General features: G+C 71.7%; 21 protein-coding genes. 3 read left to right on the top strand and 18 right to left on the bottom strand.

All coding sequences use genetic code 11. The features are described from left to right. Positions 1 to 129: 129 nt before the first annotated feature. The 5 genes from J2S43_RS26670 to J2S43_RS26650 all read right to left on the bottom strand — a co-directional run bounded on the left by J2S43_RS26670 (position 130) and on the right by J2S43_RS26650 (position 4702). Complete coding sequence (locus tag J2S43_RS26670; RefSeq protein ID WP_306828526.1) at positions 130 to 537, bottom strand: hypothetical protein; 408 nt, start codon at positions 535 to 537, stop codon at positions 130 to 132. Positions 538 to 548: 11 nt separating this feature from the next. Then, positions 549 to 1379, bottom strand: coding sequence for an IS5 family transposase (locus tag J2S43_RS26665; protein ID WP_306827174.1), 831 nt, complete (start codon positions 1377 to 1379; stop codon positions 549 to 551). A 176-nt stretch (positions 1380 to 1555) separates the two neighbouring features. Then, on the bottom strand, positions 1556 to 2539 hold the full coding sequence (locus tag J2S43_RS26660; RefSeq protein WP_306833764.1) for a Gfo/Idh/MocA family protein: 984 nt from the start codon (positions 2537 to 2539) through the stop codon (positions 1556 to 1558). A gap of 154 nt (positions 2540 to 2693) precedes the next feature. After that, positions 2694 to 3776 (bottom strand): GDP-mannose 4,6-dehydratase, encoded by a 1083-nt coding sequence (locus J2S43_RS26655; RefSeq protein ID WP_306833762.1) that lies wholly within the window; start codon positions 3774 to 3776, stop codon positions 2694 to 2696. Between the two features lie 164 nt (positions 3777 to 3940). Then, on the bottom strand, positions 3941 to 4702 hold the full coding sequence (locus J2S43_RS26650; protein WP_306833760.1) for an rRNA methyltransferase: 762 nt from the start codon (positions 4700 to 4702) through the stop codon (positions 3941 to 3943). A 300-nt stretch (positions 4703 to 5002) separates the two neighbouring features. Here J2S43_RS26650 and J2S43_RS26645 point away from each other — a divergent pair, with 300 nt between their 5' ends. Then, positions 5003 to 6496 carry a multicopper oxidase family protein gene (locus J2S43_RS26645; RefSeq protein WP_306833758.1) on the top strand — a complete coding sequence of 498 codons (1494 nt, stop codon included), beginning with the start codon at positions 5003 to 5005 and terminating at the stop codon, positions 6494 to 6496. Positions 6497 to 6548: 52 nt separating this feature from the next. After that, positions 6549 to 10361 carry a type I polyketide synthase gene (locus tag J2S43_RS26640; protein ID WP_306839455.1) on the top strand — a complete coding sequence of 1271 codons (3813 nt, stop codon included), beginning with the start codon at positions 6549 to 6551 and terminating at the stop codon, positions 10359 to 10361. Positions 10362 to 10573: 212 nt separating this feature from the next. Here J2S43_RS26640 and J2S43_RS26635 read toward each other — a convergent pair whose 3' ends face one another. The 8 genes from J2S43_RS26635 to J2S43_RS26600 all read right to left on the bottom strand — a co-directional run bounded on the left by J2S43_RS26635 (position 10574) and on the right by J2S43_RS26600 (position 19719). Further along, on the bottom strand, positions 10574 to 11917 hold the full coding sequence (locus J2S43_RS26635) for a cation:proton antiporter (RefSeq protein ID WP_306833756.1): 1344 nt from the start codon (positions 11915 to 11917) through the stop codon (positions 10574 to 10576). A gap of 45 nt (positions 11918 to 11962) precedes the next feature. Continuing rightward, complete coding sequence (locus J2S43_RS26630) at positions 11963 to 13231, bottom strand: class I SAM-dependent methyltransferase (RefSeq protein WP_306833754.1); 1269 nt, start codon at positions 13229 to 13231, stop codon at positions 11963 to 11965. After that, positions 13228 to 14022 (bottom strand): class I SAM-dependent methyltransferase, encoded by a 795-nt coding sequence (locus J2S43_RS26625; protein WP_306833752.1) that lies wholly within the window; start codon positions 14020 to 14022, stop codon positions 13228 to 13230. The genes J2S43_RS26630 and J2S43_RS26625 overlap by 4 nt, the downstream gene beginning before the upstream one ends. Positions 14023 to 14110: 88 nt before the next feature. Further along, positions 14111 to 15418 carry a phytanoyl-CoA dioxygenase family protein gene (locus tag J2S43_RS26620; RefSeq protein WP_306833750.1) on the bottom strand — a complete coding sequence of 436 codons (1308 nt, stop codon included), beginning with the start codon at positions 15416 to 15418 and terminating at the stop codon, positions 14111 to 14113. A gap of 59 nt (positions 15419 to 15477) precedes the next feature. Further along, on the bottom strand, positions 15478 to 16548 hold the full coding sequence (locus J2S43_RS26615) for an NAD-dependent epimerase/dehydratase family protein (RefSeq protein WP_306833749.1): 1071 nt from the start codon (positions 16546 to 16548) through the stop codon (positions 15478 to 15480). Positions 16549 to 16582: 34 nt separating this feature from the next. Beyond that, positions 16583 to 17572 (bottom strand): dTDP-glucose 4,6-dehydratase, encoded by a 990-nt coding sequence (rfbB, locus tag J2S43_RS26610; RefSeq protein ID WP_306833747.1) that lies wholly within the window; start codon positions 17570 to 17572, stop codon positions 16583 to 16585. Beyond that, positions 17572 to 18627 (bottom strand): glucose-1-phosphate thymidylyltransferase, encoded by a 1056-nt coding sequence (locus J2S43_RS26605; RefSeq protein WP_306839453.1) that lies wholly within the window; start codon positions 18625 to 18627, stop codon positions 17572 to 17574. The genes rfbB and J2S43_RS26605 overlap by 1 nt, the downstream gene beginning before the upstream one ends. 153 nt (positions 18628 to 18780) lie before the next feature. Further along, complete coding sequence (locus J2S43_RS26600) at positions 18781 to 19719, bottom strand: GDP-mannose 4,6-dehydratase (RefSeq protein ID WP_306833746.1); 939 nt, start codon at positions 19717 to 19719, stop codon at positions 18781 to 18783. Between the two features lie 669 nt (positions 19720 to 20388). Here J2S43_RS26600 and J2S43_RS26595 point away from each other — a divergent pair. After that, a complete protein-coding gene (locus J2S43_RS26595; RefSeq protein WP_306833744.1) occupies positions 20389 to 20802 on the top strand; it encodes a cupin domain-containing protein in 414 nt (137 codons plus the stop codon). 12 nt (positions 20803 to 20814) lie between these two features. Here the strand turns inward: J2S43_RS26595 and J2S43_RS26590 are convergent, their stop codons facing one another. The 5 genes from J2S43_RS26590 to J2S43_RS26570 form a co-directional block, all read right to left on the bottom strand. Next, entirely contained in the window at positions 20815 to 21759 is a 945-nt protein-coding gene (locus tag J2S43_RS26590) for an NAD-dependent epimerase/dehydratase family protein (RefSeq protein ID WP_306833742.1), read from the bottom strand. Then, positions 21756 to 22802, bottom strand: coding sequence for a Gfo/Idh/MocA family protein (locus J2S43_RS26585; RefSeq protein WP_306833740.1), 1047 nt, complete (start codon positions 22800 to 22802; stop codon positions 21756 to 21758). Before J2S43_RS26585 ends, J2S43_RS26590 begins: the two co-directional genes overlap by 4 nt. Before the next feature lie 5 nt (positions 22803 to 22807). Continuing rightward, positions 22808 to 24190: an NDP-hexose 2,3-dehydratase family protein gene (locus J2S43_RS26580; RefSeq protein WP_306833738.1), complete on the bottom strand. Its 1383-nt coding sequence runs from the start codon at positions 24188 to 24190 to the stop codon at positions 22808 to 22810. Between the two features lie 246 nt (positions 24191 to 24436). Further along, on the bottom strand, positions 24437 to 25465 hold the full coding sequence (locus J2S43_RS26575; protein WP_306833736.1) for a methyltransferase: 1029 nt from the start codon (positions 25463 to 25465) through the stop codon (positions 24437 to 24439). After that, positions 25458 to 26285 (bottom strand): phytanoyl-CoA dioxygenase, encoded by an 828-nt coding sequence (locus J2S43_RS26570; RefSeq protein ID WP_306833734.1) that lies wholly within the window; start codon positions 26283 to 26285, stop codon positions 25458 to 25460. Before J2S43_RS26570 ends, J2S43_RS26575 begins: the two co-directional genes overlap by 8 nt. Between the last annotated feature and the right edge of the window lie 39 nt (positions 26286 to 26324).

Below are 26324 nucleotides of genomic sequence, written 5' to 3'. Positions count from 1 at the left end.
TCCGGGTGGCACCCGTGCGCACGCTGCCGGGAGACCCCCACCGCCGCTCCAGTTTCAGCAAAGGTCGCTCCTGCTGTCACAGCCGCCGTGCCCTCAGCGACTACAGAGCTCAGAGGGCGGTAAGGGAGATTACGTCCGTTTCTGGGTGAGGGTGAACAGTCCGGGTTCGGTCTCGGTCACGAGTTTGTGGTGGACCAGGCGTTTGAGCTTCGCGCGGGTGCCTTCGACGTGTGCCGGTGTGGGTTCGATGTCGAGGGCGAGGCAGATGCCCTTGGCGCGGATGCCGTCGGGTGCGGTGCCGAGGATGGTGAGGATCTGCTGGTAGGCGGAGCTGATCACGATCGGTTCCTCGGCGGTGAACTGGGCCGCGGCGATTGTTTTCAGGGTGGTCCGGGTGGTGGCGAGGTCGGCCAGTTCACGGTCGGTGCGGTCCAGTTCGGTGGTGAGCGCGCTGATCTGCTCGCGCAGCCGCTGCGCGGTCTGCGTCGCGGTGGTCTCCTGCGCGGTGATCAGGTCGAGGATCGTGTCCAGGTGCATCAGCGGGCCCGTTACCGGTCTCGCCAGGTCGGGGTGCTGGTCCCGGTCAGGCGGCGGGCCATGTTCGCTATCGATGCCCAGAGCGTGCGGGACACGCTCGATTCCGGGCGGCTCTCGTACTCACGCGCCAGGCGGCGGTGCAGCATCAGGGTGCCGTAGACCTGCTCGACGATCCACCGCTTCTTCACCGGCACGAACCCCGGCATCGTGTCGGAGCGTTTGACGACCTCGACGTCGATACCTGTCACGGCGCCGTGGACGGCGACGTCCTGTTTGAACCCGGCGTCGACCATGGCGAGGGTGACGGTCGGGGCGTGCGCGGCGACCTTGTCCAGCAGCCGAATCCCGATGACGTTGTCGGTCACCGACGCGGCGGTCACGACCACGGCGATGATCAGCCCGAGAGCATCCACGGCCAGGCCCCGCTTACGGCCCGGAACCTTCTTCCCCGCGTCTTTGCCGGTCGTGGCAGCCGGGACGTGGTTCGCGGCCCGCACCGACTGGGTGTCCAGCACCACCATGGTCGGGTCCTCGGCCCGGCCGGCCTTCTGCCGGGCCTGGCAGCGCAGCAGATCATGGATGACCGCGTCGGTGCCGTCATCACGCCACAACGCGAAGTAGTAGTAGACCACCGGCTTCTGTGGCAGGTCATGCGGCAGATACGCCCACTGGCAGCCGGTCCGGTTCTGATACAGGATCGCGTTCACGACCTCCCGCAGATCCTGCTCACCGGTCCGGCCCGCGACCGACACCCGCCCCGCCCGCCACACGTCCAGAAACGGGCCGATCAACGCCCACTGCGCATCGCTGACGTCACTCGGATACGGCTTCCGATCACCCATGACCGGGCCAACACCCCACCCCGGCCACGGGACGCGACCAAGATTCACCCTTCACGCCATCGAGTGATCACTATCTATCATGAACCCGTAGAACGATCTCCAAACGGACTCAAAGCATAGATCAACCCAAACGATCTCGAACCACCCTCTCAGGCCCCATCTTCCCGCGCAGGACACTAGTGCGTGGTGTGGGCGGCGTGCAGGATCTGGGAGAGGAGGTGGGCGCGGGACCTGATGTGGGGTGCGTCGGAGGTGGAGTTGCCGTGGGTGGTGATGGCGTCGGCGAACGCGTGGAGGGTGTTGGCGAACTGGTCCTCGGGGGGCACGGTGAGGGTGCGGGACCGGTGTTCGCTGTCGAGGCGGATGGTGGGGTGGCGGGTCGGGGGCGGGGTGTAGGCGCGGTCGACGACGAGGCGGCCCTTGCTGCCCCAGAGGACGTAGTCGCACCGGTACGCGTGTTCGAAACCGAAGGTCAGCTGGGCGGTACGGCCGTCGGGCGTGCAGAGCAGCGCGCTGCCGGAGATGTCGACGCCGCGGGCGGGGTCGTGTTTCAGCGTCGCGCCGACCACTTCCAGGTCGGGGCCGAGGAAGAGGTGGGCGGCGCTCAACGGGTAGACGCCGATGTCGAGGAGCGCGCCGCCACCGAGCTCCGGGCGGTACCGGATGTCGGCCGGATCGAGCGGAGGGAAACTGAACGCGCCGCTGACCGACCGCAGCTCGCCGATCTCCCCGCCGTCCACCAGCTCGCGGACGGCGCGGTGCAGGCCGTGCCGGAGGAAGGTGAGGTTCTCCATCAGCGTGAGACCGCGGGCGGCGGCGCTCTCCAGTACCGCGACGGTGTGGGCGTACCGGGTGGTCAGCGGCTTCTCGACCAGGACGTGCTTGCCGGCCTCCAGCGCGCGCCCGACCCACTCGTGGTGCAGTCCGGTCGGCAGCGGGATGTACACCGCGTCGATGTCCGGCCGGGCGAGCAGCGCGAGATAGTCGGGGGTGGTGTCACACCCGAACTCGGCGGCGAACGTCCGTGCCCGGGCCGGGTCGCGCGCGGCCACGGCGACCAGTTCGGTCCGGGGCTCGCGCAGGATGGCCGGCACCGTGCGCCGCCGGGCGATGCTGGCACACCCGAGGACGCCGAACCGGATCGGTTCGACCGTCGGCATGGCGCTCACCACGGGCCGTGCGTCCCGGCGAGCGAGCCGCGAACATCAAGCCGGCCGCGGGCAGCGAACGAGCCGTGAACGTCGAGTGGGCCGTGGGCGTCGAGCCGGCCGTCGCGCCGCCGCACCCGGGCCGCCGCCGGTGCGGGCAGCTCCCTCACCACAGATCGGCCAGCTCGCGGATGAGACCGTCACCGCGTCGGCGTGGGTCCGACAGCAGTTCCAGATCGCTGTCGACCATCATCGCGATCATCTCCTCGAAGGAGACCGCCGGTTTCCAGCCGAGCTTCTGCCGGGCCTTCGTCGGATCGGCGCACAGCAGGTCGACCTCGGCGGGCCGCAGGAGCGCGTCGTCGATCACGACGTGGTCGCGCCAGTCCAGGCCGACGTGCGCGAAGGCCAGCTCGGCCAGTTCGCGCACGCTGTGTGCGATCCCGGTACCGACGACGTAGTCGTCCGGCTCGTCCTGGGCGAGCATCAGCGTCATACCGCGGACGTAGTCACCGGCGAAACCCCAATCCCGGTCGGCCTCCAGATTGCCCAGCCGTAACGTCTTCCGCAGCCCCAGTTTCACCGCCGCCGCGCCGAGCGAGACCTTCCGGGTCACGAACTCCGGGCCGCGGATCGGCGATTCGTGGTTGAACAGCATGCCGGAGACCGTGTACATGCCGTACGACTCGCGGTAATTCTGCACCGTATAGTGGCCGAATACTTTGGCGGCGCCGTACGGACTGCGCGGATGAAAAGGCGTCAGCTCGTTCTGCGGGGTCTCCCGTACCTTGCCGAACATTTCCGACGACGATGCCTGATAGAACCGCGGCTGATTGGCGCCGGGCGTGCGCGAACCGGTGATTCCCGCGACGATCCGGACGGCTTCCAGCATGCGGAGGACACCCATCCCGGTGATCTCCGCGGTGGTGGTGGACTGCCGCCACGACACCGGGACGTAGGACAGCGCGCCGAGGTTGTAGATCTCGTCCGGCTGCGCCTGCGCGACCGCGAAGACCAGGCTCGACTGGTCCATCAGGTCGCCGCTTATCAGTCGCACGTCCGGATGTGGCTGCCGGGATCCCCGTGCGGTCGGCGCGGTCTGCCCGCGCACCATTCCGAAGACGTCGTATCCGGCGGCCAGGAGGTGTCGCGCAAGATAGGTGCCGTCCTGGCCGGTAATCCCTGTGATCAGCGCTCGCCTAGTCAGGATAATCTCCCAGCCCTGAGACCACCCCTCGAGATAGCGCATCGAAGGATGGCAAACTGCCGGACCGCCCGGGGAAAAGGGCGTATGTCCTGTTGCCGTGGCCCACGTTACTGGAAGACGATGCGGGTATCACCCTTTGTGAATGCGATATAGGGAGCTCACTAGTGGCGGCGGCTATGCGTGCCGGCCGGGCAATCCGTGCCGTTTTACGGCAGGCCCGCCGGGTGGCCGTCGAGGTCGCCCGCCGTGAACAGGGCCACCGCCCGGGTGCCCACCCGCGATTTCCGCCGGGGGCGCACGCGGTCGATCGGCGGGACCCGGCGTCCCCGCACGATCACCGCGATCACCGCGGCCGGCCGGAGCACCGTGGCGAGCGCGGTCAGCATGCCGGGCAGGCCCTGGCCGGCATGGTCGCCGGTCCATTCGGTCTGCTCGCCGTACGGCACGTCGGTCACCACGAGGTCGGGCGCGAGGCCCTCGGCCGCCCGGGCGAGTGCGGCCGGGTCGAAGACGTCGGCTCGCCGGACCGCGTGCAGCACCGGACCGCCGTCCGCCGCCAGCCGCCGGTTCAGCCGCTCGGCCGCGGTCGCGGCGTCCGCGTACCCGGGCTTGTCGAAGCGTCGCGCCCGGTCGGCCAGCTCCGCGCCGCGGGCGGCCAGGCCGCCGTCCGCCAGCAGCCCCAGGTTGGCGGACGCCAGGGTCAGCGCGTCGTCGTCGATGTCGGAGGCGAGCAGTGCGGTGATCCGCCGGCGGTGCAGGAGCCCGAGCACGGTCAGCAGGTAGCCGCTGCCGCAGCAGGGGTCCCACAGGACGGCCGGGCCGGTGCCGCCGCGCAGGTCCAGGGCGGACTGGAACACCTCGGAGGCGAGCCGGACCGGGAAGGCGGGGAAGCCGGGGGCGGAGCGCAGGACCGCGCCGCTGGCCAGGTCGCTGTAGTCGTCCCGTGCCGTCTCGAACCGATAACTCACCGTGTCTCCACTCTCCGTGTACCAGCGTAGCAATCGGCGGTGCAGCCGCCGCCCGGCACCGGAGGAGCGCGGTCCTGTCAGGACACTAGCGACATCCCTAAGGGTTCGCCGGAGCGATGGAAGTGGATGCGGCCGCCGCCTAGCATTGCCCTCGTCACTCTCGGGAGCGGCTCGTGACCGAGCGTGAGCGGTCCTGGCCGGCTCCGGTGACCGAACCCGCCGCCCGATCGGTGGCAACCGGACGTCGTCCGTGTCCCGCAGCGCCGACGCCGGCGGCCCGACCGGAAGGGAAGCCCTGTCATGTTCAACCGACGTCAGCTGCTGGCGCTCGGCACCGCGGCGGCGACCGGCGCGGTGGCCGCCTCGCTGTCGAAGGCGAACGCTCCGGCCGCGAACGCCGCCGCTCCGGCCGCGACCGGCCATGCCGCTCACCTGGGTGCCGCCGGGGAGTTCGCGCCTCGCGCCGCCACGAGTGGACCGGTGGTCATCCCGTTCACGCAGTGCATGCCGGTGCCGCCGGTGCTCGCACCCACGTCCACCGTGGCGGGCGTGGACGCGTACACGATCGAGGTGCGGCCGGCCGACGTGGAGATCGTGCCGGGCCTGCGGACCCCGGCGTACACGTACGCCGGGCACTTCACCGGGCCGACCATCCGGGCCCGGGCGGGCCGGCCGGCGACGGTCGCCATCACCAACCGGTTGACCACACCGACCAACGTGCACCTGCATGGCGGCCACGTCGCCCCGGACAGCGACGGCCACCCGATGGACCAGCTCGCTCCGGGCGCCGCCAAGGTGTACGAGTACCCGAACACGCAGCGCGCCGCGACGCTCTGGTACCACGATCACACGCACGCGCTGGAGGCCGACCACGTCTATCGTGGCCTGCACGGCTTCTACCTGATCGAGGATCCCGCCGAGCGGCGCCTCGGCCTGCCGAGCGGAGACTTCGACGTTCCGATCATGCTGCGCAACGCGGAGCTGGACGCGACCGGTGCGTTCGTCTTCGGCGGGCACCCGGACAACCGGACCGTCGTCATGGCGAACGGGAAGGCCCAACCGTACTTCCCGGTGGCGCCGCGCATGTATCGGTTCCGGCTGCTCAACGCCGCGCTGAAGCACGTCTTCCGGCTGAGCCTGGGCGGTGCGGAGATGAGCAAGATCGGTACCGACGGCGGGCTGCTCCCGGCGCCGGTCCCGCTCACCGAGGTGTCGATCTCCTCCGGTGAGCGGGTCGAGGTGGTGATCGACTTCGCCCGGTGGGCGGGCCGGGGCCCGGTCTACCTCTACGACGGGGACAACCCGATCATCCGGTTCGACGTGGCGCCGGGCCGGGTGGCCGACCCGAGCCGGGTGCCGCCCATGCTGCGGCCGCTACCGCCGCTCGGCACGCCGACGGTCGAGCGCACCGTGACGATGAGTATGGACATGTCGCTCCGCCCGCCGATCGCACTGATGAACGGGCGGCCGTACGACCCGGCCCGGGCGGACGTCTCGGTGCGGCGCGGCAGCACGGAGATCTGGAACGTGGTCAACGAGGACCTGGATCCGGCGTTCCCGTTCGACCACCCGTTCCACATGCACCTGATGCAGTTCCAGGTCATCGGCCGGGACGGCGGCCCGCCGCTGCCCGAGGACGCCGGCCTGAAGGACACCGTCTATGTGGGACCACGCGGCTCCGTGCGGCTGCAGGTCACGTTCGACACCCCGTTCACCGGCGAGTACCTGGCCCACTGCCACTTCCTGGAGCACTCGGCGCTCGGGATGATGCTGCGGATGGACGTGCTGCCGTGACGGTCCGCGGGTGAGGGTCACCCCCGGCGTGCGCGCCGATCGACAACAGGGGATGTTCGTGGAACCGAGAACACTCAGGCCACCCGCGGGTGCCGCACAACCGGTCGCTGTCGTGGGGATCGGCTGCCGGTTCCCCGGCGGCGTGAATTCCCCGGACGAGTTCTGGGAGCTGCTCTCCGGCGGGCGGAACACGACCGGCGAGGTGCCGGCCGCCCGCTGGGAGCCGTACCGCGATCTCGGTCCCGACTTCGAGGCGGCGCTCCGGCGGGCGAACCGGTCGGGCAGCTTCCTGGACGGGATCGACGGTTTCGACGCCGAGTTCTTCGGCATCTCGCCGCGTGAGGCGGAGCTGATGGACCCGCAGCAACGGTTGCTGCTGGAGGTCGCCTGGCAGGCGCTGGAGCACGCGGGCATCTCGCCGCGCGAGCTGGCCGGCACCGACACCGGCGTCTTCGCCGGCATCTGCACCTACGACTACGGCGCCCACCAGCTCGAGAACCTGCCGCACATCGACGCCTGGACCGGGATCGGCGCGGCCACCTGCGCGGTCTCCAACCGGATCTCGCACGCGCTGGACCTGCGCGGGCCGAGCCTGACGGTGGACACCGCGTGCTCGGCGTCGCTGGTGGCGCTGCACCTGGCCGCGCAGAGCCTCCGCCTGGGGGAGAGCACGGTGGCGCTGGTCGGGGGCGCCAACCTCATCGTCTCGCCGGGCCAGTCGATCACCCTCGGCGCGGCCGGTGCGCTGGCTCCGGACGGGCGCAGCAAGTCCTTCGACGCCACCGCCGACGGGTACGGACGCGGTGAGGGCTGCGGCGTCGTCGTGCTGAAGCTGCTGGCCGACGCGGAGCGCGACGGTGACCGCGTGCTGGCGGTGCTGCGCGGCAGCGCCGTGAACCAGGACGGCCACACCAACGGCATCATGGCCCCGTGCGGTGCGGCTCAGGCGCACGTGATGGAACGGGCCCTGCGGTACGGCGGGGTGGAGCCCGGCTCGGTCGACTACGTCGAGGCGCACGGCACCGGGACACCGCTCGGCGACCCGATGGAGGCCTCCGCGATCGGCGACGTGTACGGGCAGGCCCGCAGCGACGGTGACCCGTGCCTGATCGGATCCGTGAAGTCCAACATCGGCCACCTGGAGGGCGCGGCCGGCGTCGCCGGAGTGATCAAGGCGGTGCTCGCGCTCGAGCGCGGCGAGATCCCGGCCACCCTGCTCGTCACCGAGGTCAACCCCGCCATCGCGTGGGACAAGCTGAAGGTGCGCGTGGTGACCCGCAACGAGCCGTGGCCGGACCGGGACGGCCCGCGCCGAGCCGGCGTCTCCGGCTTCGGCTACGGCGGGACGGTGGCACACGCGGTGCTCGAGCAGGCGCCGCCGGTGGTGCCGCCCGCGGTGAGCACGCTGACCGGGGCGTCGCTGTTCCCGGTCTCCGCGGCGTCCGTCGCCGCCCTGCGCGATCAGGCGGCCGCGCTCGCCGACTGGCTGACCGACGACGCCGACCTGGCGTCCGTCGGGCACACGCTGGCGGTGCGGCGGTCGCACCTCGCGTACCGGGCCGTCGCGGTGGCCGCCGACGCCCCGGGTCTCCGCGCCGCGCTGCGTGGCCTGGCCACGGGTGAGCCGGCCGACGGCGTGGTCACCGGGTCACCGCTGGGCGACGGCCCGAAGCTGGTCTGGGTCTTCTCCGGCCACGGCTCCCAGTGGAGCGGGATGGGCCGGGAACTGCTCGACACCGAGCCCGCGTTCGCGGAGACGATCGACGCCCTCGAACCGGTCTTCCTGGAGGAGATCGGCTTCTCGCCCTGGCAGGCGCTGCGCGACGGTGACTTCGACGCGGTCGACCGGATCCAGACGATGATCTTCGCCATGCAGCTGGGCCTGGCCGCGATGTGGCGCGCCCGCGGCGTGACCCCGGACGCCGTGATCGGCCACTCGGTCGGTGAGATCGCCGCCGCCGTCACCGCGGGTGTGCTGACGGTCGAGGACGGCGCCCGGCTGATCTGCCGCCGGTCGATCCTGCTCCGGCGGGTGGCGGGCCGGGGCGCGATGGCGATGGTCTCGCTGCCGTTCGCGCAGGCGGCCGCGCGGCTGGCCGGCCGGACCGACGTGGTGGCGGCGATCGCGTCGTCGCCGTCGTCCACCGTGGTCTCCGGTGACCCGGCGGCCCTGGACGCGCTGGTCCGGGCGTGGGCCGACGAAGGGCTGGTGACCCGGCGGGTGGCGTCCGACGTGGCGTTCCACAGCCCGCACATGGACGAGCTGGTCGACGAACTCGCCGCGGCCGTCGACTTCACACCGGGCAGCCCACGAATCCCGATCTACCCGACCGCGCTGGACGACCCGCGTGCGGCGATGACCGCGGACGGCGCCTACTGGGCCGGGAACCTGCGCAACCCGGTGCGGCTCGCCGACGCCGTCACCGCGGCGTCCGCCGACGGCTTCCACGCGTTCCTGGAGGTGTCGCCGCACCCGGTGGTCACCCACTCGATCCACGAGACGCTGGCCGAGCTTGACGAGGACACGTACGCCGGCGTCACACTGCGCCGCCATCAGCCGGAGACACGCGGCTTCCTGACCGCGCTCGCCGGGTTGCACTGCGCCGGGGTGGAGATCGACCGGCTTGCCCTGCATCCGCGGGGTGACCTGGTGACGCTGCCGGTCTACCAGTGGCGGCACCGCAGCCACTGGCACTACCCCGCCCCGGTGTCCCGGGTCGGCGGGCGCGGCCACGACCCGAACTCGCGCACCCTGCTCGGCGCGCGCCGGAGTCTCGCCGGCAGCGCGGTCCAGGTGTGGGGGACCGGCCTGGACGACGCGAACCGGCCGTATCCGGGCAGCCACACTTTGAACGGGGTGGAGATCGTGCCGGCCGCGGTGCTGGTGGTCACGTTCCTGGCGGCGGCGGAACGGGACGGCGTGCCGCCGGTCCTGGCCGGCCTGGCGATGCGGCATCCGCTGATGACGGCGGGCCGGCGGGAGATCCAGGTGGTACGCGAGGGTGGCGACGTCCGGCTCGCGTCCCGGACCACCGGCGGGGACGCCGGCGAGGACCCGCCGTGGCTGGTCCACGCGGACGCCACGGTGCGTGCGGGCGACCCGGACGCGCTCGCGGCGCGGGCACTCGTGGACCCGTCGGAGTACCGGCTGGAACCGGCCGACCCGGGCCTGATCCACCGTCGGCTCGCCGAGGTCGGGGTGCCGTCGACCGGGTTCGGCTGGTCGGTGGATCACCTGCTGGCGGGGTACGGCGTGCTGCGCGCCCGGGTCCGTACCGACGAGACGTCGACCTGGGCGTCGGTGCTGGACGCGGTGATGTCGATCGCGCCGGCCGCGTACCCCGGGATGCCGCAGCTGCGGATGGTGGTGTGGATCGACGAGGTGATCACCGTGGGCCTGCCGCCGGCGACCGTCCTCGTCGAGGTGCGGCTGGACGAGGACCGCCCTGACACGGTCGACGCGCTGGTCGCGACCGAGGACGGCCGGGTGCTGGCCGCGCTGCCCGGCCTGCGCTACCCGGTGATCGACCAGCCGCCGGCCCCGGCCGCCGGCGACGAGGCGTCCGACCCGGAGCCGGCGGTGTCCTTCGCCGATCTTCCCCCGGACGAGCTGCGGGAACGGGTGCTGGCGGAGGTTCGTGAGCAGATCGCGGCGGAGATGCGGCTCGCGGCAGGCGACCTGCACCCGCGGCGCCCACTCGCCGAGCAGGGTCTGGACTCCGTGATGACCGTGGTGATCCGGCGGCGGCTGGAGAAGCGGCTGGGGCTGGCACTGCCCGCCACCGTCTTCTGGCAGCAGCCCACCGTGACCGCCATCGCGGACCACGTGACCGGACTGCTCGCCCCGGTGGACCGGGTGAGCTGACGCGCGACACGACATCGGCCGTGGTGGATCCCACCGCGGCCGATGTCGTGTGCGTACGCGGCGGCGGGCCGGGCGGATCGGCGCGCGGTACATCGGGCCGCGGTGGCCGATTCGCGTGCGTACGACGGTGATCGAGGCGTCTTACACGTCGTTGGAATGACGTGTAAGACGCCTCGATCACCATGGGCGGGCAGACGCGGGGCCGGTGCCGTTCACCGCGGGTCGGTGGACGAGCCGTGGACCGCGCCGGCCCACTCCAGGTGCCGGCTCTCGCGCAGCGACTCCTCGGCGTTCTGCTCCAGCCGGGCCATCGCGCGCCGCAGCAGCGGCGGCGCCATCACCGAGGTCAGCACGGCCACCAGCACGACGATGGTGTACGTCGCGGTGTTCAGCACGCCGAGCCGGAGCCCGATCATCGCGATGATGATCTCCACGACACCGCGCGCGTTCAGCCCGGCGCCGATGGCGATCCCCTCCCAGTGCGGCCGGCGCCCGAGCCGCGCGCCGAGGTACGCGCCGGTGAACTTCCCGACGATCGCCAGGGCCAGTATGACGACACCCCAGAGCAGGACCACCGGGTCGGCGAGCGCACGCAGGTCCACCCGCAGCCCCGCGCCGGCCAGGAAGATCGGGGCCAGCACGGTCAGCACCACGGTGCGCAGCGGCGCGAGCCGGGCCGGGTCCGCGACACCGGGCAGGCCGATCAGGACGCCGGCCACCAGGGCACCGAAGATCGCTTCGAGGGCCAGCGCCTGAGCCGTCGCGGCGGACAGCAGGATGGCCACGACCGCGACGACGTTCGCCGGGCCGGCGTCGGGGGCGCGGTTGGCCCAGCCCATCGCCAGGCGGACGGCCGGCCGGCCGAGCAGGGCGGCGGCCACGAGGAACCCGATCAGCCAGAGTATCGAGACGACGACCTGCCCGGGCACGAACGTGTGCACGGCCAGCGAGGAGATGACCGACAGCAGGAACCAGGCCATCGCGTCGTCGATCGTGGCCGTGGCCAGGATGAGCTGACCGACGTCGCGGTGCATCAGCCGCATGTCGGTGAGCGTCTTCGCGATCACCGGCACCGCGCTGACCGCCATCGCGACGCCGAGGAACAGCGCGAACGTCGTCCGGTGCGTCTCGGCCGGGAACAGCACCTGCGGAACCAGGTACCCGGCCGCGATCCCGAGCGCCATCGGCACGAGCAGGCCGCCGGTGGTGACGGTGGCGACCACGCCCCGGCGGCGCTGGACGACCGCCAGGTCGAGGTGGAGGCCGGCGACGCCGACCAGGAGTACCACGGCGAACTGGCTCACCGCGTCGATCAGGTGGACGTGGGCGGCGTCGGCCGGGAACAGCCGGCCGCCCACGGCGGGGAACGCGCTGCCCAGCACGGACGGGCCGAGCAGTACGCCGGTGAGCAGCTCACCCGCGACCGCCGGCATGCCGAACCGCTGCGCCAGCCGGCCCAGCCCGAATGCCAGCAGGAGGAGGACGCCGAGCTGGAGGAAGAGCAGCAGCAGCTGATCGGCCGACAGCGGGGGGACGGGAGCGGCGAGGTAGGTCACGTGTTCGGTGCGCCTTCCGGGGCGGGTCCGCGGCGGCCACGGAGCTCACGACTGTGCGATGGTCTCGACTTCCGGCAGCGGGAAGATCAGCGTGGTCCCCGCCGCCAGCGTGGCGGCCTCCCGGGCGACGATCTCGTCCCGGAAGTGCCAGGGCAGCACCAGGTAGTAGTCGGGGCGGGCGGCCCGGGACTGCTCCTCGCTGATGATCTCGATGTCGGTGCCGAGGGTCCGGGCGCCGAACTTGTCGGGGTTCCGCTCGGCCGCGTACCGGATCAGTGAGTTGTCGATCCCGGAGAACTGCAGCAGCGTGTTCCCCTTGGTCGACGCGCCGTAGATGTGCACGACCCGGCCGTCGTCGCGCAGGCCGTGCAGCAGCCCGACCAACTCGTCGCGGCGCTGCCGGACCCGGGCCGCGAACTCGTCGTACGGCGCGTCCGTGTCCAGCCGCAGCCGTCGCTCCCGGTCGGCCAGCGCCGGCACGGAGTTGTCCGCCCGGTCGGCGACCTCGGTGGACCGGGTGACGAAGCAGCAGATCGAACCACCGTTGACGCCGTTCAGGCCGGCCCGGACGATCTCCAGACCGGCCGCCGCGAGGATCCGGGTCAGCGCGCCGAGCGAGTAGTACGAGAGGTGCTCGTGGCAGATGCTGTCGTACCCGGTCACCTCCAGCATCGCGGGCAGGTACGACACCTCGACCACCCAGACGCCGCCGGGCGCCAGTAGCCGCTCGACCTCGCGGACGAACGCCACCGGGTCCTCGACGTCGTAGAACATGGCGATCGACGTGATCACGTCGAACGTGCCCGCCTCGTCGTCCAGTTGCTTGCTGGGGAAGAAGTCCCGGATCAGCGTGATCGTGTCCGGGGCGTCGTCGGCGGCGCTGGACGGGTCGATGCCCCACCGGTCCGCGCCGGTGTAGTTCTCCAGCAGCGTGCCGTCGTTGCAGCCGATGTCGAGCACCTTCGCCGGCTGCCCGCCGTGCAGCGCGACCGCGGACTCGACGATCCGGGCGAGGTGGGTGCGCATGGTGTCGTTGATCCGGGAGCGGTACCAGTAGGTGTCGTAGAGCAGCCCGCCCGGCAGCGTGTGGCGCAGCTGCACCAGGCCGCAGGACGCGTCGGTGCACCGGGTGAGGTCGAGCGGGAACCGCTCGCCGGGCGGTTCCGGGAAGCCGGGCTTGACGAAGCTGCCCTGCAGGTACTGCGGCCCGAGGTCGAGGACGGTGCGCAGCGGACTCTGGCAGACCCGGCAACCCGTCCGCTCGGCGACCAGACCCCGCGCGTCCTCGCCGTAGGCTGACCGCGATTGGCTCACGTGACGTTCTCCCTCTTTCTGGCGACTAGCAGGATGTCCAGGTAGAACGGCTGAGCCGGTCCTTCGCTGAGTCCCAGCGCACCGAACGCGCGGTCGAGGTACTCGTCGAAGGAGCGCGGCCGCAGCCGGTCCACCAGGTGCAGCGCGTTCAGGACCAGCCCCACCGGCCCGGTCCGCGGCCAGCCGTGTTCGCGGCCGTACCAGCGCAGGAGCAGCAGCAGGCCGCGGGGGCCGCAGGTCAGCTTGACCGTGCGATCGACGGTGAAGCCGGCGCGCTCGGCCTGCAGCGCCAGCCCGTCCGCGGTCCACCGCCACAGGTCCTGGCCGCCGTGCTCCTCCCACACGCCGTGGGTGGAGAGGACCAGCCGGCCACCGGGCCGCAGCAGCCGGTGCGCCTCCCGCAGGTACGCGTCCGCGTCCGTCACGTGCTCCAGGACCTGGGTGGAGAGCACGCCGTCGAAGGTGCCGTCCGCGACCGGGCACCGCCCGTCACGGTCCAGCGCGTGGTCGGCGGGGAACGACTCACCGCCCGGAATGTCCGCCGTCTGCAGCTCGGCCGCGCCGAACAGGTCGCGGTACGGCGAGGTGCCCGCGCCGTAGTCGAGCCAGACCCCGGACACGTCGGCCAGCGCCTCGGTCAGCGCCTGGCGCAGGTCGACGAAGTGCGCGTACGCCCAGTCGCCCGGACGGGGTTCGACCCGTTCCCGGAACCGCTCCGCCATCACGGCGTCGAGCGACGGCTCGGCGGCGGGCGTACCGGTGAAGCCCGGGATGCGGTTGAGCAAGCTCACCAACGCTGATCCTCCTCGTGCGGGAACCGCGGCACGGCGGGCGCGTCGTTCGTCCGGTGCCGCGGGACCCGGTGCGGACGCCGGATGGTCAGGACGTGCGGGTCGGCATCGGGCGCGCCGGGTTCGCGAACTCGATGACGATGGTCCGGCGCCACCGGTCGGTGGGGTTCGGGCCGGAGCCGTGCACCAGCCGGACGTCGTGCACGATGACGTCGCCCACCTCGGACGGGACGGCCGTGCGGGGCCCGCCGTCCCGTACCGACAGCACGTCGGCGTCCTCGGGGAGCAGGTGCGAGCCGGGCACGCCCTCCAGGCAGCCGTTCTCCGGGCCGGCCTCGTCCAGGCAGATGCTCAGGTTGCAGACCGTGTGCGGCGCGACGTTGAGCCGGTCGCGATGCCACGGAAGACCGGCCGCCCGGTTCGGCTCCTTCAGGACCAGGGCGAAGACGGTGGGTACGACCGGCCCTCCGATGAACGCGGCGGCCAGCTCGGACAGTTCCTCCCGGAACAGCAGCTCGCGGGCGGCCCAGTCCTGCTTCTCCAGGTTGTGGATCCGGTAGAGCACCGGCTCCTGACCCTCGACGTCGTAGTTCCAGAAATCCTCGGACCGGTGACCCTGATCGGTGAAGCGGGAGATCAGGTCGATCGCGCCGGCCTTGAGCTGGGCCACCGTGTCGTCGGCGAAGATCGCCCCGGCGTTGACCACGCCGTCCTCGCGGAACCGACGGACCTGCGCGCCCAGCCGGGTGCGGCCGACCACGACGATGTCGCAGACCTCCGGCGAGGTGCGCTCGTGCAGCACCTCGATCTCGGTGAACCCGGCGTTTTCCAGCGCCGCCAGCAGCGACGGCCGGTCCAGCCAGCGCACGTCCACGCTCAGCCCGCGGGCCTGCGGCTCCGGGTGCTCCTCGCGGACGTGCTTGACCGAGTAGCCGTCGAGCGTCTCCAGCCCGTCGGAGCTGCCCCAGTAGTGGGTGGAGAGGTAGATCCCGGCGGAGACCCCGGCGATGTCCTTGAGGAGAGCCCAGGGCTCCCGGACGTGGTAGAGCAGGCCGGCGCACATGACCGCGTCGAAGCGGCCCAGCGCCGGGAAGTCGAGCGCCTCCACGTCGGCGAGCCGCAGCTCCACGTTCGTGAGGCCGTGCACGTCCATCACGAACTCGGCGCGGTGCAGGTTCTCCACCCGGCCCTCCAGGCCGAGGACGTGTGCGTCGGACCGCTGCCGGGCCAGTTCCAGCGTGTCCGCGCCCTCCAGCGCGCCGAGCTCCAGGACGCGGGTCGCACCGGGGAAAGCCGCGTAGAAGGCACGCGCACGGTCCGCCGGATCCTGACTGAGGAGATAGCCGTGATCGGAGCCTTCCGCATAACGGATTCCGTCGTACTCGAATCCGTTCACCCAGGGCTCGAGCTCTTTCGCGCGACGTCGAATGTCCTCACGTTCCATGGATTCCCAGCCTAAAGATCGATGGTGAGCAGGGGACTAGTGTTTCCACCACAGTCGGCGGGCTCGGGTTCCAGCCGCCGCTCGACGTGCCGGGCCCATTCCGGGACCTGATGGCCGCCGATCTCGATGTCGAACGACGCGTGCAGTTCCGCCGGTCCCACCGTGGCCGCCCAGGCCGCGGTCCGGGCCAGTCCGTCGCGCAGCGGGGTGTCCGGCCAGTCACCGAAGACCCGCCGGGCGTCGTCCGTCGCGGTGTAGGCCACCCGCACCTCGTCGCGGGCCGGCAGGTGCGCGATGGGATGGTCCGGCACGCCGGCCGCCACCCGGACGGCCCGGGCCAGCTCCAGCACCGTGCTGGTGCCGGCCGCGCCCACGTTGAAGCAGCGGCCGTGGGCCCGCTCGGTGCCGGGCGCCCGGCTCACCACGTCCACGACGTCGCCGACGTAGGTGAACGCGCGGACCTGGCCGCCGTCGCCGTACACCGTGATCGGCTCGCCACGCATGATCTGGTTGAAGAAGATCGCCACCGCGTTCCGGTACGGGTCCCGCATGTTCTGCCACTCGCCGTAGACGTTGTGCATGCGGAACGCGGCGAACGGCAGGCCCTGCGTCCGCATCGTCACCGCGAGCTCGCGTTCAACGACGAGCTTCGCGTTGCCGTAGCTGTCCGCCGGCACCGGGACGGAGCTCTCCCGCATCGGAGTCGCACCGTGCCCGTAGACGGCGACCGACGAGGCGAAGCAGAAGAACGACACCCCGGTCCGCAGCGACGCGTTGATGAGGTTGATGCTGCCCATCACGTTGGTGTTGTAGTTGAGCCGCTTGACCGAGTGGCTGATCGCCTCCGCGGCGAACGCGGCGAAGTGGAAGACGTGGTCGAACCGGTGCTCGGCGAAGATCGAGTCGACCAGGTCGGCGTCCGTCACGGAACCGACGTGCAGGTCGACTCCCGCGGGCACGCGGGATCGGCTGCCGCCGCTGAGGTCGTCGAGCACGGCGACCCGGTGCCCGGCTCGCACCAGCCGTTCGACCAGGTGCGAACCGATGAATCCGGCGCCACCCGTCACCAGGCAGTGAGCCATCCGAAGCTCCTTCGAAGGTCGGGGCGACGTGCCGTCAGCCGGTACGGACGTCGTCGAGTTGCTTCCGCAGCGGTTCCCACCAGTGCCGGTTCGCCCGGTACCAGTCGGCCGTCCCGGCCAGGCCGTCGGCGAAGGAGACGCGCGGGGCGTACCCCAGGCCGCGGAGCTTCGCGTCGGAGAGGGAGTAGCGGCGGTCGTGACCCTTGCGGTCCGGCACCCGTTCGACGGAGTCCCAGCCGGCGCCGACCGCGTCGAGGAGCCGCTGGGTCAGCTCCAGGTTGGTGAGCTCCGCGGTCCCGGCGATGTGGTAGACCTCGCCGGGCGCGCCGCGCTCGGCCACGGCCTGGATGCCGCGGCAGTGGTCGTCCACGTGGATCCAGTCGCGGACGTTCCCGCCGTCGCCGTAGAGCGGGACCGGCCGGCCGTCCATCAGCCGGGTGAGGAACAACGGCACGACCTTCTCCGGGAACTGGTACGGGCCGTAGTTGTTGCCGCACCGCGTGATCCGGACCGGCAGGCCGTGCGTCCGTGCGTACGCCAGCGCGATCAGGTCCCCGCCGGCCTTGGCCGCGGCGTACGGCGAGTTCGGGGCCAGCGGGCTCGCCTCGGTCCACGACCCCGTCTCGATGCTGCCGTATACCTCGTCCGTGGAGACCTGGACGACGGTCGGGACGCCGGCGGTCAGGCACGCCTGCATGAGCGACTGGACGCCCTGCACGTTGGTGCGCAGGAACTCGGCCGAGTCGGCGATGGACCGGTCGACATGGGTCTCGGCCGCGAAGTTGAGCACGACGTCGTGCCCGGGCACCACGTCCGCGAGCAGGCGGCCGTCACAGATGTCACCGCGGACGAACGTGATGCGGTCCCGCACGGCGTCCAGGTTCGCCAGGTTGCCCGCGTAGGTGAGCTTGTCCAGCACGGTGACCCCGCAGTCCCGCCACGCGGGGTACGCCCCGGTGACCAGTTGCCGGACGTAGTGCGAACCGATGAAGCCGGCCCCGCCGGCCACGAGTACCCGCCGCACTACACACCCACCCGCACTTCGCTGTGGTCACCGAGCACGAACCGGAACGTCTTCGGCGCGCGGGGCCCCGGTACGACCCGTGCCTCCCGGCCGATCATCGACATCTCGATCCGGCCGACACCGTCGATGAACGCGCCGCGGAGCACGATGGACTGCTCGATGTCGCTGTCGATGACCGTGCAGTCGCAGTCGATCGACGTGAACGGGCCCAGGCGTGAGTTGCGTACCACCGAGCCGGCCCCGACCACGACCGGCCCGACGATCCGCGAGCCGGAGATGACGGCGCCGGGCCCGACCACGACCCGGCCGATGATCTCGGTGTCCGCGCTCACCGAGCCGCTCACCTCGGAATCGATGCGCTCCAGGACGAACCGGTTCATGTCCAGCATGTCCGCGAGGTTGCCGGTGTCCTTCCAGAACCCGGTGATGATCGTGGACTTGACCGGCCGGCCCTGGTCGATCAGCCACTGGATCGCCTCGGTGATCTCCAGCTCGTTGCGCCACGACGGCTTCAGCTCCGCGATCGCCTCGTGCACGGCCGGGCTGAACACGTAGACGCCGACCAGCGCGAGGTCGCTCTTCGGGTACTGCGGCTTCTCCTCGACGCCGAGGACCTGGCCGTCCTGGCCCATCTCCGCGATGCCGAACGCGTGCGGCTCCTTCACCCGGGTGAGCATCAGCTGGGCGTGCGGGCGTTCCCGCCGAAACCGTTCGACCACGCCGTTGATGCCGCCGACCACGAAATTGTCACCGAGGTACATCACGAAGTCGTCGTCGCCGAGATAGTCCCGCGCGATCAGGACGGCGTGCGCGAGGCCGCGGGGTGCGTCCTGGGGCAGATAGGTCACGTCCAGACCGAACTGTGAGCCGTCACCGACCGCGAGTTCGATTTCCGGCGCGGTGCTGCCGACGATGATTCCGACCTCCCGGATACCCGCCTCGCGAATTGCTTCGAGGCCGTAGAAGAGGACCGGTTTGTTGGCGACCGGAATGAGCTGCTTCGCAGAGGTGTGGGTGATCGGGCGCATTCGCGAGCCAACACCGCCCGCCAACACCAGCCCTTTCACGAGTCGACCCTGGACGGTTGGACCGAGACCGGAATTCGCATCACAATGGACTCCGTTGTCGGGCGGCAACTGGCTCTTGTGAAGGTACCGAAATCCGACTCGTGATTTCCCTACTAAAGCGTGCGGGCCCCGGATCGCCGGTCAGTCGCGCCGGCCGGCCGGCGCGACGAGCGTGGCGCCGGCGGCCCGCAGCAGCGTGCGGACCATGTCCGCGAAGCCGAGGCTCGGGCGCCAGCCGGTCGCGGCCCGCAGCCGGCTCGCGTCGCCGACCAGCGGGACGTCCGGCCGGGTGAGCACGGCGGCGTCCTCCTCGACGTGGTCGCGCCAGTCCAGTCCGGCCGCCTCGAATGCGATCGCCGCGAACTCGCCGACCGTGTGCCGCACGCCGGAGGCCACCACGAAGTCGTCCGGTTCCGCGAGGTCCAGGATCCGCCGCATGGCCTCCACGTAGTCCGGCGCGTACCCCCAGTCCGACCCGGCCGACAGGCTGCCGAGCACGAGCCGGCCGGCGTCGCCGCGCTGGATGCGTACCACCGCGTCCACGATCTTGCGGGAGACGAAGCCCGGGCGCCGGAGCGGGGACTCGTGGTTGTAGAGGATGCCGGCCGAGGCGAAGACGCCGCGCGCGCGGTAGGTGCGGCAGTGCAGCAGCCCGGCCGCCTTGCTGATGCCGTAGATCGAGGTCGGCCGCAGCGGCGTCGCCTCGTCCTGCACCGGCGTGCCGGGCACGCCGAAGACGTGCGAGGAGGCGGCGTAGAAGACCCGGGTGGCCGGGCTGTGCCGCTCGACTGCGTCGAGGAAGTGGACCGCGGAGAACGTGTTGACCGCGTACGACCGGTGGCAGAGCCGCACCGGGTCGGTGACCGTGTCCTGCGCGGAGTGATGCACCGCGGCCAGCAGGTACACCTCGTCCGGTCGTAGGCCGGCGACCAGCCCGGCCACGTCGTCCGGCCGGGTGATGTCGATCGTGCCGCGCCGGCCCACCGGCACCACCCGGTCCCCCCGCGCCCGCAGCGACTCGCTCAGCAGCACCCCGTCCTGGCCGTCGGCGCCCACCACGATCGCGGTCCGCGCGGTCATGCCCGCGTCCGGAGCGGGATCGGGGTGGTCCTCCGAACGGATGGCGTGTCCGGCGGGCCGGACACCGTGCTGATGCGACCGAACATCGGTTTGCCTCACTGATTCCGATTGTTTTCCGGTAACCGACGGCAAGGCGATTCTCCGGCCGCGGTGTGTGGGCGCCGGCCGTCGTGTGCGTCGGCTTCGTGGCTGGTGGCGGCGGCCGGACGAGTGGTGGCGCCTGGAGGGGGCCGCCCAGGATGGGCAATTTGTCGAATGAGTTCGCCTTGGTCGCCAATTCGCGGGTCTGGCGCGTTATGAGGGCATCACCGATGAGTATTCTGTCCAGCGTCCTCACGCCTGTCAATGCTTGTTGGCAGGTGCCGGGTGCCCTACTATCCAAAGCCAATGCGTTCGCCTGTGACTCGGCTGTCGAGTGTCATTCCGGCATAACGAACGCCGGCGATGTCAGGTGGAACCCGGCGCCGGCCGCTGTCCGATCCGGCGCTGCCGGGCGTGTTCGGCCACCGGCCACGTCACCGGCGTGATCACTCTCGACCCGTTCACCGCGCCGTGTGCCCACGACGCCGGTGACGCCCCACCCGCCGCCGCCCGACTCCCGCTCGGCACGAGCCCGGGTCGCGGGCGGCACCGCACCGTCCCGCCGTGATTTCGAGGATCGGAGTTGGCGTGAAGATCGAGGTTCTGACGCCGAGTTGCAACCTGGACACCGTCCGGGACGGCCGGGGTGGCATCTTCACCTGGGTGCCGCCGGAGCCGTTGCTGGAGTTCAATCTCATCTCGATGCATCCCGGCAAGGTCCGGGGGTTGCACTACCACCCGCACTTCGTGGAGTACCTGCTGTTCGTCGACGGCGAGGGAGTGCTGGTCACCAAGGACGACCCCGACGACCCGGACTGCCCGGAGGAGTTCATCCACGTCGCCCGGGGCACCTGCACCCGTACGCCGATCGGGGTGATGCACGCGGTGTACGCGATCACCTCCCTGTCCTTCGTGGCCATGCTGACCCGCCCCTGGGACGAGTGCGATCCGCCGATCGTGCAGGTCCAGCCGCTGCCGCACACGCTCCCGGCGCAGGGCTGAGACGCCGGCCGGTCACCGGCCCGGGCCGCGCTCCAGCGCGTCGTGCCAGAGCGCGCGGAGCGCCTCCGGGAGCGTCCGTCGCGGTGCCCAGCCGAGCTGGTCACGCGCGGGCCGGAGGTCGGCCAGCGTCCAGTCCTCGGCGGCACCGGCCGGGTCCGGGGCCGGCAGCTCGCACACGGTGGCCGGCACCCCGCTGATCTCGATGAGCGTGGTGACCAGCGTGCGCACCGGCACCGACTCGCCGCGACCGATCGGGATCGGGGCGGTCACGCCGGGCACGCGGATCGCGGCCTGGATCGCCTCGGAGACGTCCCGCACGTCCACGTAGTCGCGCCGGGAGTCCAGCGCGGTCAGCTCGATCGTCGCGTGCCCGCCGCGCTCCGCCGCGGTGACCAGCGCGTCGGCGACCAGGCCGAGCAGGCTGGCCGGTGGCACGCCGGGGCCGGTGACGTTCGCCAGCCGCAGCACCACCGCGTCCACGGTCCCGGCCGCGGCCGCGGCCAGCACCGCGTCGGTCGCGATCAGCTTGAACCGGTCGTACTCGTTGACGGACCGCGCCGACCGCTGCGTGGTACCGGGGGTGTCCGGCGCGACGAGCCCGTACTCCAGCACCGAACCGAGGTGCACGAATCGCGGCGCCAGCGAGGTCGCCGCCAGCGCCGCCAGGATCGCCTCGGTCGCCCCGACACAGCTGGCCTGCAGCCCGCGCCCGGACAGGCCCCACTTCCCGCCGGTGGCGTTGACGACCGTCCCCGGACGCTCCGTGGCCAGCACCGCGGCCAGCTCGGCCGCGCCCGGCCCGGAGACGTCGACCGCGCGGAACCGGAACCCGGGTGTGACCGCGGGGGCGCGCCGCGCCAGGACGAGCACGTCGCGGCCGGCGGCGACCAGGTCCTTGACCACCTGGCGGCCCAGGAACCCGGTGCCGCCGACCACCACCACACGACCGTCGTTCACCCGTACCTCCTCGTCGGCTCGTGACCACCCAGCCGGGCCGGCTCGCCCGGCCGGAGCGGGCGCGCCCAGTCCCGGACCTGGTCGACCAGCCTGGCCAGCGTTCGGATCTGCGTGGTCCGGCCGGGAACCTCCCGGCCGGTGCGGACCGCGGTGACGAACTCGCGCAGCGTGGCGGCGAACTGGTCGTCCTCCGGCAGCACCAGGTCGCCCGGCTCGTCGCGCCGCGTCAGCCGGACCGTCGGCCGCCAGGACGGCGGCGGGGTGAAGGCCCGGTCGACGACGATCGAGCCGGTGCTGCCCCACAGCGTGTACTCGCAGCGGTAGGCGTGCCGGAAGCCGAAGTCGACCTGGGCGGTCCGCCCGTCCGGCGTGGCCAGCAGCGCGCTGCCGGCCACGTCGACGCCGTGCTCCGGGTCCTCCGTGCGGGTCGCGGCGACCACCCGGAGTTCGGGTCCGAGAAAGAGCCCGGCCACGCCCAGTGGATACACCCCCGCGTCCAGCAGCGCACCGCCGCCGAGGTCCGGCCGGTACCGTACGTCGCCCGGGGGCAACGGCGGGAAGCCGAAGACGCCGTGCACCGAGCGCAGCTCCCCGATCTCGCCGAAGTCCACCAGCCTCGCCACGGTCGCGTGCAGGCCGTGCCGCAGGAACGTGAGGTTCTCGGTCAGCGTCAGCCCGGTGGCCCGCGCCAGGTCGAGCACCTCGGCGGTGTCGCGATAGCGGGTGGTCAACGGCTTCTCGACGAGCACGTGCCGGCCCCGGCGCAGGGCCCGCAGGGTCCACTCGTGGTGCAGCCCGGCGGGCAGCGCGATGTAGACGGCGTCGAGGCCCGGGAACTCCAGCAGCGATCGGTAGTCGGGCACGGCCGCACCGCCGAACTCGTCCGCGAACAGCCTGGCCTTGCCCCGGTCCCGGGCCGCGACCGCGACGAGCTCGGCACCGGGCTCCCGCAGGAGCGCCGGGAGGGTGCGGCGCCGGGCGATGTCCGCGCAGCCGAGCAGGCCGATGCGGACCGGGCGTACGGTCGGGGTCGGTTCCGGCACGGCGGTCACCACAGGCTGTGCAGGCAGGCCAGCAGGCTGCGGGCCTCGACGTTGACGTAGTAGCCGTGCCGCAGCAGGCCGGAGAGCTGGTGGGCGGTCACCCAGCAGAACTCGTCCGGCACCTCGACCGACACGTCGTCACCCGCGTCCACCAGCAGGTACCGGTTCTGCGAGCGGTAGAAGCGGCCGCCCTCCTCGGTCAGGATCGCGTCGTACAGCACGCGGTCGGCCGGCGCGTGCCGCACGTAGTCGAGGAACGCCGGCGCGCCGCCCGGGTAGTTGCCCGGGTTGCACTGGACCGTGGGCCCCATCTCCATCGCGTCCAGCAGGCCCGCCTGGTACCGCGCGTGGACCAGCAGGTGCGCCACCCCGTCGATCTCCTTCACGACGAAGGCCACGACTCCCTGCCCGCTCGGGTAGAGCAGCGGCTGGTGCCACTCGCTGACCTCCCGGTCGTCGGTCCGGACGCTGACGCCGATGATGCTGAAGTGTTTCTCGTCGTCGTGCGCGATCTCGTCGGGCGTGTGGTGCCAGCCGGGCAGCTGCCGCAGCGGCACCCGGCGCACCGCCAGCTCGTGCCGGCTCTTGGCGGCGGTGAACCAGCTCAGCACGGTCTCCGCGCTGTGCAGCGGCGTGCCGGCGCCGCTGATGGACCGGATCAGCGCCGCGGCCGTGTCACCGGAGGGCAGATCCCGGTCGGCGGCGAAGAACGCGGCCGGCATGCAGGACAGCACCGTCCGGGTGTCCATGTTGACCAATCCGTCGACCCGCAGCAGGCCGCGCAGTTCGGCCAGCGGCATCCAGTGGTGCCCGTCCGCGGCGGGCACCGACTCGTCCACCTGGACGATCATGTTGCGGTTACGCTTGCGCAGGAACCAGGACCCCTGCTCGGACTGCAGCACGTCGGCCAGCACGCTGCCGGGACGCGCCTCGGTGAAGTACTCCAGGTACTTCGTCCGGCTGCCCCGGTGCACCCGCGTGTAGTTGCTGCGGGTCGCCTGCACGGTCGGCGAGAGCTGGAACGTGTTGATGTTGCCGGGCTCCATCTTCGCCTGCACCAGGCCGTGCGGGACACCGTCCACGGTCTTGACCAGCAGCCCGAGGATGCCGATCTCCGGTTGGTTGATGATCGGCTGACTCCACTCGCCGACCGGGCCGTACGAGGTCCGCACGTGCAGCCCTTCGATGGTGAAGAACCGGCCGCTGTCGTGCGTCAGGTTGCCGGTGGCGTCGTCGATCGACCACCCGGGCAGCTCGGCGAGTGGGGTGCGGGTCACCCGGCAGGTGGTGGCGCGGGTGCGGCCGGCGAACCAGGAGCGGAACTCCGCGCCCGCGCCGGGCAGGAGGGTGGTGGCTGCGCCTTGCGTATCCAGATCGGCCGAGGTCATCACGCTTTCCTTCGGTGGCTGGGGATGCTCACCACAGCTCGGTCGGCTCTGTCGCGGGACCGGCGGCGGTGCGCCGGGGCGTCCGTCAGTGAGCGCGTCGGCGCATGAGGAGTCTCTTACCGATCTGCGCACCAGAGGAATGTGGTTCGTCGGCGTTGACGGTACGCGACATTCATACGGTGCTCATCAATGGTGAATGGAATATAGGGAGGCCATTAGAATCGGCTCCCGCGTTTTCTCCGGTGGTCATCCGGGGTGGATCTCGATCCAGTGGAAGCCGGTCGCCGGCAGCACCCCGGTCTCGGCGATCCGCAGGCCCGCCTTGGTGCACAGACCGGCGAAGTCGTCCCGGGTCCGCTCCTGCCCCTGCCCGTTGACGAGCAGGCTCAGGTCACTGAGGTACGTGGTGGGGCTCTCGCCGGCCGGCACGGTGCCCGGCAGCAGATGCTCGACGAGCAGGATCCGGCCGTGCGCCGCGGCGTCGCGGGCGCAGTTTCGCAGGATCACCGCGGCCCGCTCGTCGTCCCAGCCGTGCGTCACGCTCTTGAGCAGGTACAGGTCGCCGTCGGCCGGGACACCGGTGAAGAAGTCACCGGTCTCGACCCGGCAGCGTGCGGTCAGCCCGGCCGCGCGCAGGGTCCGCGCGGTCGTCGCCACGCCGGACGGACTGTCGTAGACCACGCCGCGCGGTCCGGGATGTGCCGCCAGGATCGCGGCGAGCGTCGTCCCGTCGCCGCCGCCGACGTCGACGATCGTCCTGAACCGGCCGAAGTCGTACGCGCCCGCCAGCACCGCGGCGACCCCACGACTGCCCTGGCTCATCGCCGCGTTGTACATCTCGGACAGCTCCGGACGGGCCGCCAGGTAGCCGAAGAAGTCGACGCCGAAGGCCTCGTCGAAGGCCGGCCCACCGGTGCGCAGGCTGAACTCCAGGTTCTGCCAGGCCCCCGCCATCGTCCGGTCGGTCAGCATCCGGGCGAGCGGGAACATCGACCCCGGTGCGTCGACGCGCAGCAGCGCGCCGACCGTGGTGACCGCGAAGCGGCCGGGGTGGGGCTCGGCGAGCACGCCGAGCGCGGCGAGCCCACGCAGCAGGCGGAGCATAGGCCCCTCCTGGAAGCCGAACTCCGCGGCGAGCGAGGCCGCGTCCCGCTCACCGTCACCGATCGCGTCGGGCAGCCGAAGCCGGACGGCGAGCGCGACCACGTGCGTGGCCATCCCGCCGAACACCAGCCGCAGCACGGCCGCCCAGGGGGTGGCCGCGGCACTATCCACGACCGAGTCCCGCCCTGATCGCCCGCGCGACCGGGACGTACCGGCCGTCCGCGCGGTCCAGGTCGAACTCGCCGGCCAGTTGCAACGACGGCTGTGCCATGAACCGGGGAGCGGTGCCGGTGTTGGTGATCGGGGTGTGCACCAGGAACGGGTGGCACAGGTAGGCGTCGCCGGCCCGGCCGGTGGCCAGGGCGTACGGCCGGTCCGCCCCCACGCTGCCGCAGTCGAGGTAGGTGCCCTCGGGGCCGTAGGGCTCGAGCAGCGGCGGTACGTCCAGGTGCGAGCCGGACCTGATCAGCGTGGGCGCGTCCCGCTCGCCGGTGTCGGAGTAGAGCAGCAGCACCAGCAGTCCTCGCCCGCGGGAGGTCACGTTGCAGCGGAAGATCTTGTCGTAGTCCGGCGGGACGAGCGCGAGCTCGCCCTCCCAGTCGCCGGCGCCGATCGCGGCCTCGCCCTCCGGGCTGAGGAAGCTGGCGTCGATGTGCCAGCCGTAGTCCTCCGCCTGCTCGGGCGCCCGGTCGGCCGGGAAGCGCACCGGGAAGGTCCCGATCGCGTCCAGCGGCCGCCACCGTCCCGGGCCGACGAGCTGGTCGTACGCCTCGGTCAGCACCGGGGTGTTGGCGCTTCGCACGAACGCCTCGTCGGTGCGCACGCCGAGCCGGATGACCTCCCTGGTCCAGGTCGACCGGTCGTCGGGGTCCATGTCCAGCTGCTTCCAGAGCAGATCGCGGCACTCGGCGGCGAGCTCGGCGGAAAACGCGTTCGGCACCCGGACGAACCCGTCGGCGACGAAGCTCTCGATGTGCTCGGCGGTCAGCATGCGTGCCTCCTCATCGGACTCTGCCGACCGGTTATATAC

The organism is Catenuloplanes nepalensis, assembly GCF_030811575.1.
GTDB lineage: Bacteria > Actinomycetota > Actinomycetes > Mycobacteriales > Micromonosporaceae > Catenuloplanes > Catenuloplanes nepalensis.
The sequence above is the reverse complement of the archived record's forward strand: the minus strand, read 5'-3'. Positions and strand labels throughout refer to the sequence as shown.

Coding starts and splice junctions, on each gene's coding strand:
- J2S43_RS26670 (WP_306828526.1), bottom strand. CDS start 537: ATGCACCTGGACACGATCCTCGACCTGATCACCGCGCAGGAGACCACC.
- J2S43_RS26665 (WP_306827174.1), bottom strand. CDS start 1,379: ATGGGTGATCGGAAGCCGTATCCGAGTGACGTCAGCGATGCGCAGTGG.
- J2S43_RS26660 (WP_306833764.1), bottom strand. CDS start 2,539: ATGCCGACGGTCGAACCGATCCGGTTCGGCGTCCTCGGGTGTGCCAGC.
- J2S43_RS26655 (WP_306833762.1), bottom strand. CDS start 3,776: ATGCGCTATCTCGAGGGGTGGTCTCAGGGCTGGGAGATTATCCTGACT.
- J2S43_RS26645 (WP_306833758.1), top strand. CDS start 5,003: ATGTTCAACCGACGTCAGCTGCTGGCGCTCGGCACCGCGGCGGCGACC.
- J2S43_RS26640 (WP_306839455.1), top strand. CDS start 6,549: ATGTTCGTGGAACCGAGAACACTCAGGCCACCCGCGGGTGCCGCACAA.
- J2S43_RS26615 (WP_306833749.1), bottom strand. CDS start 16,548: ATGGCTCACTGCCTGGTGACGGGTGGCGCCGGATTCATCGGTTCGCAC.
- J2S43_RS26600 (WP_306833746.1), bottom strand. CDS start 19,719: ATGACCGCGCGGACCGCGATCGTGGTGGGCGCCGACGGCCAGGACGGG.
- J2S43_RS26580 (WP_306833738.1), bottom strand. CDS start 24,190: ATGACCTCGGCCGATCTGGATACGCAAGGCGCAGCCACCACCCTCCTG.
- J2S43_RS26570 (WP_306833734.1), bottom strand. CDS start 26,285: ATGCTGACCGCCGAGCACATCGAGAGCTTCGTCGCCGACGGGTTCGTC.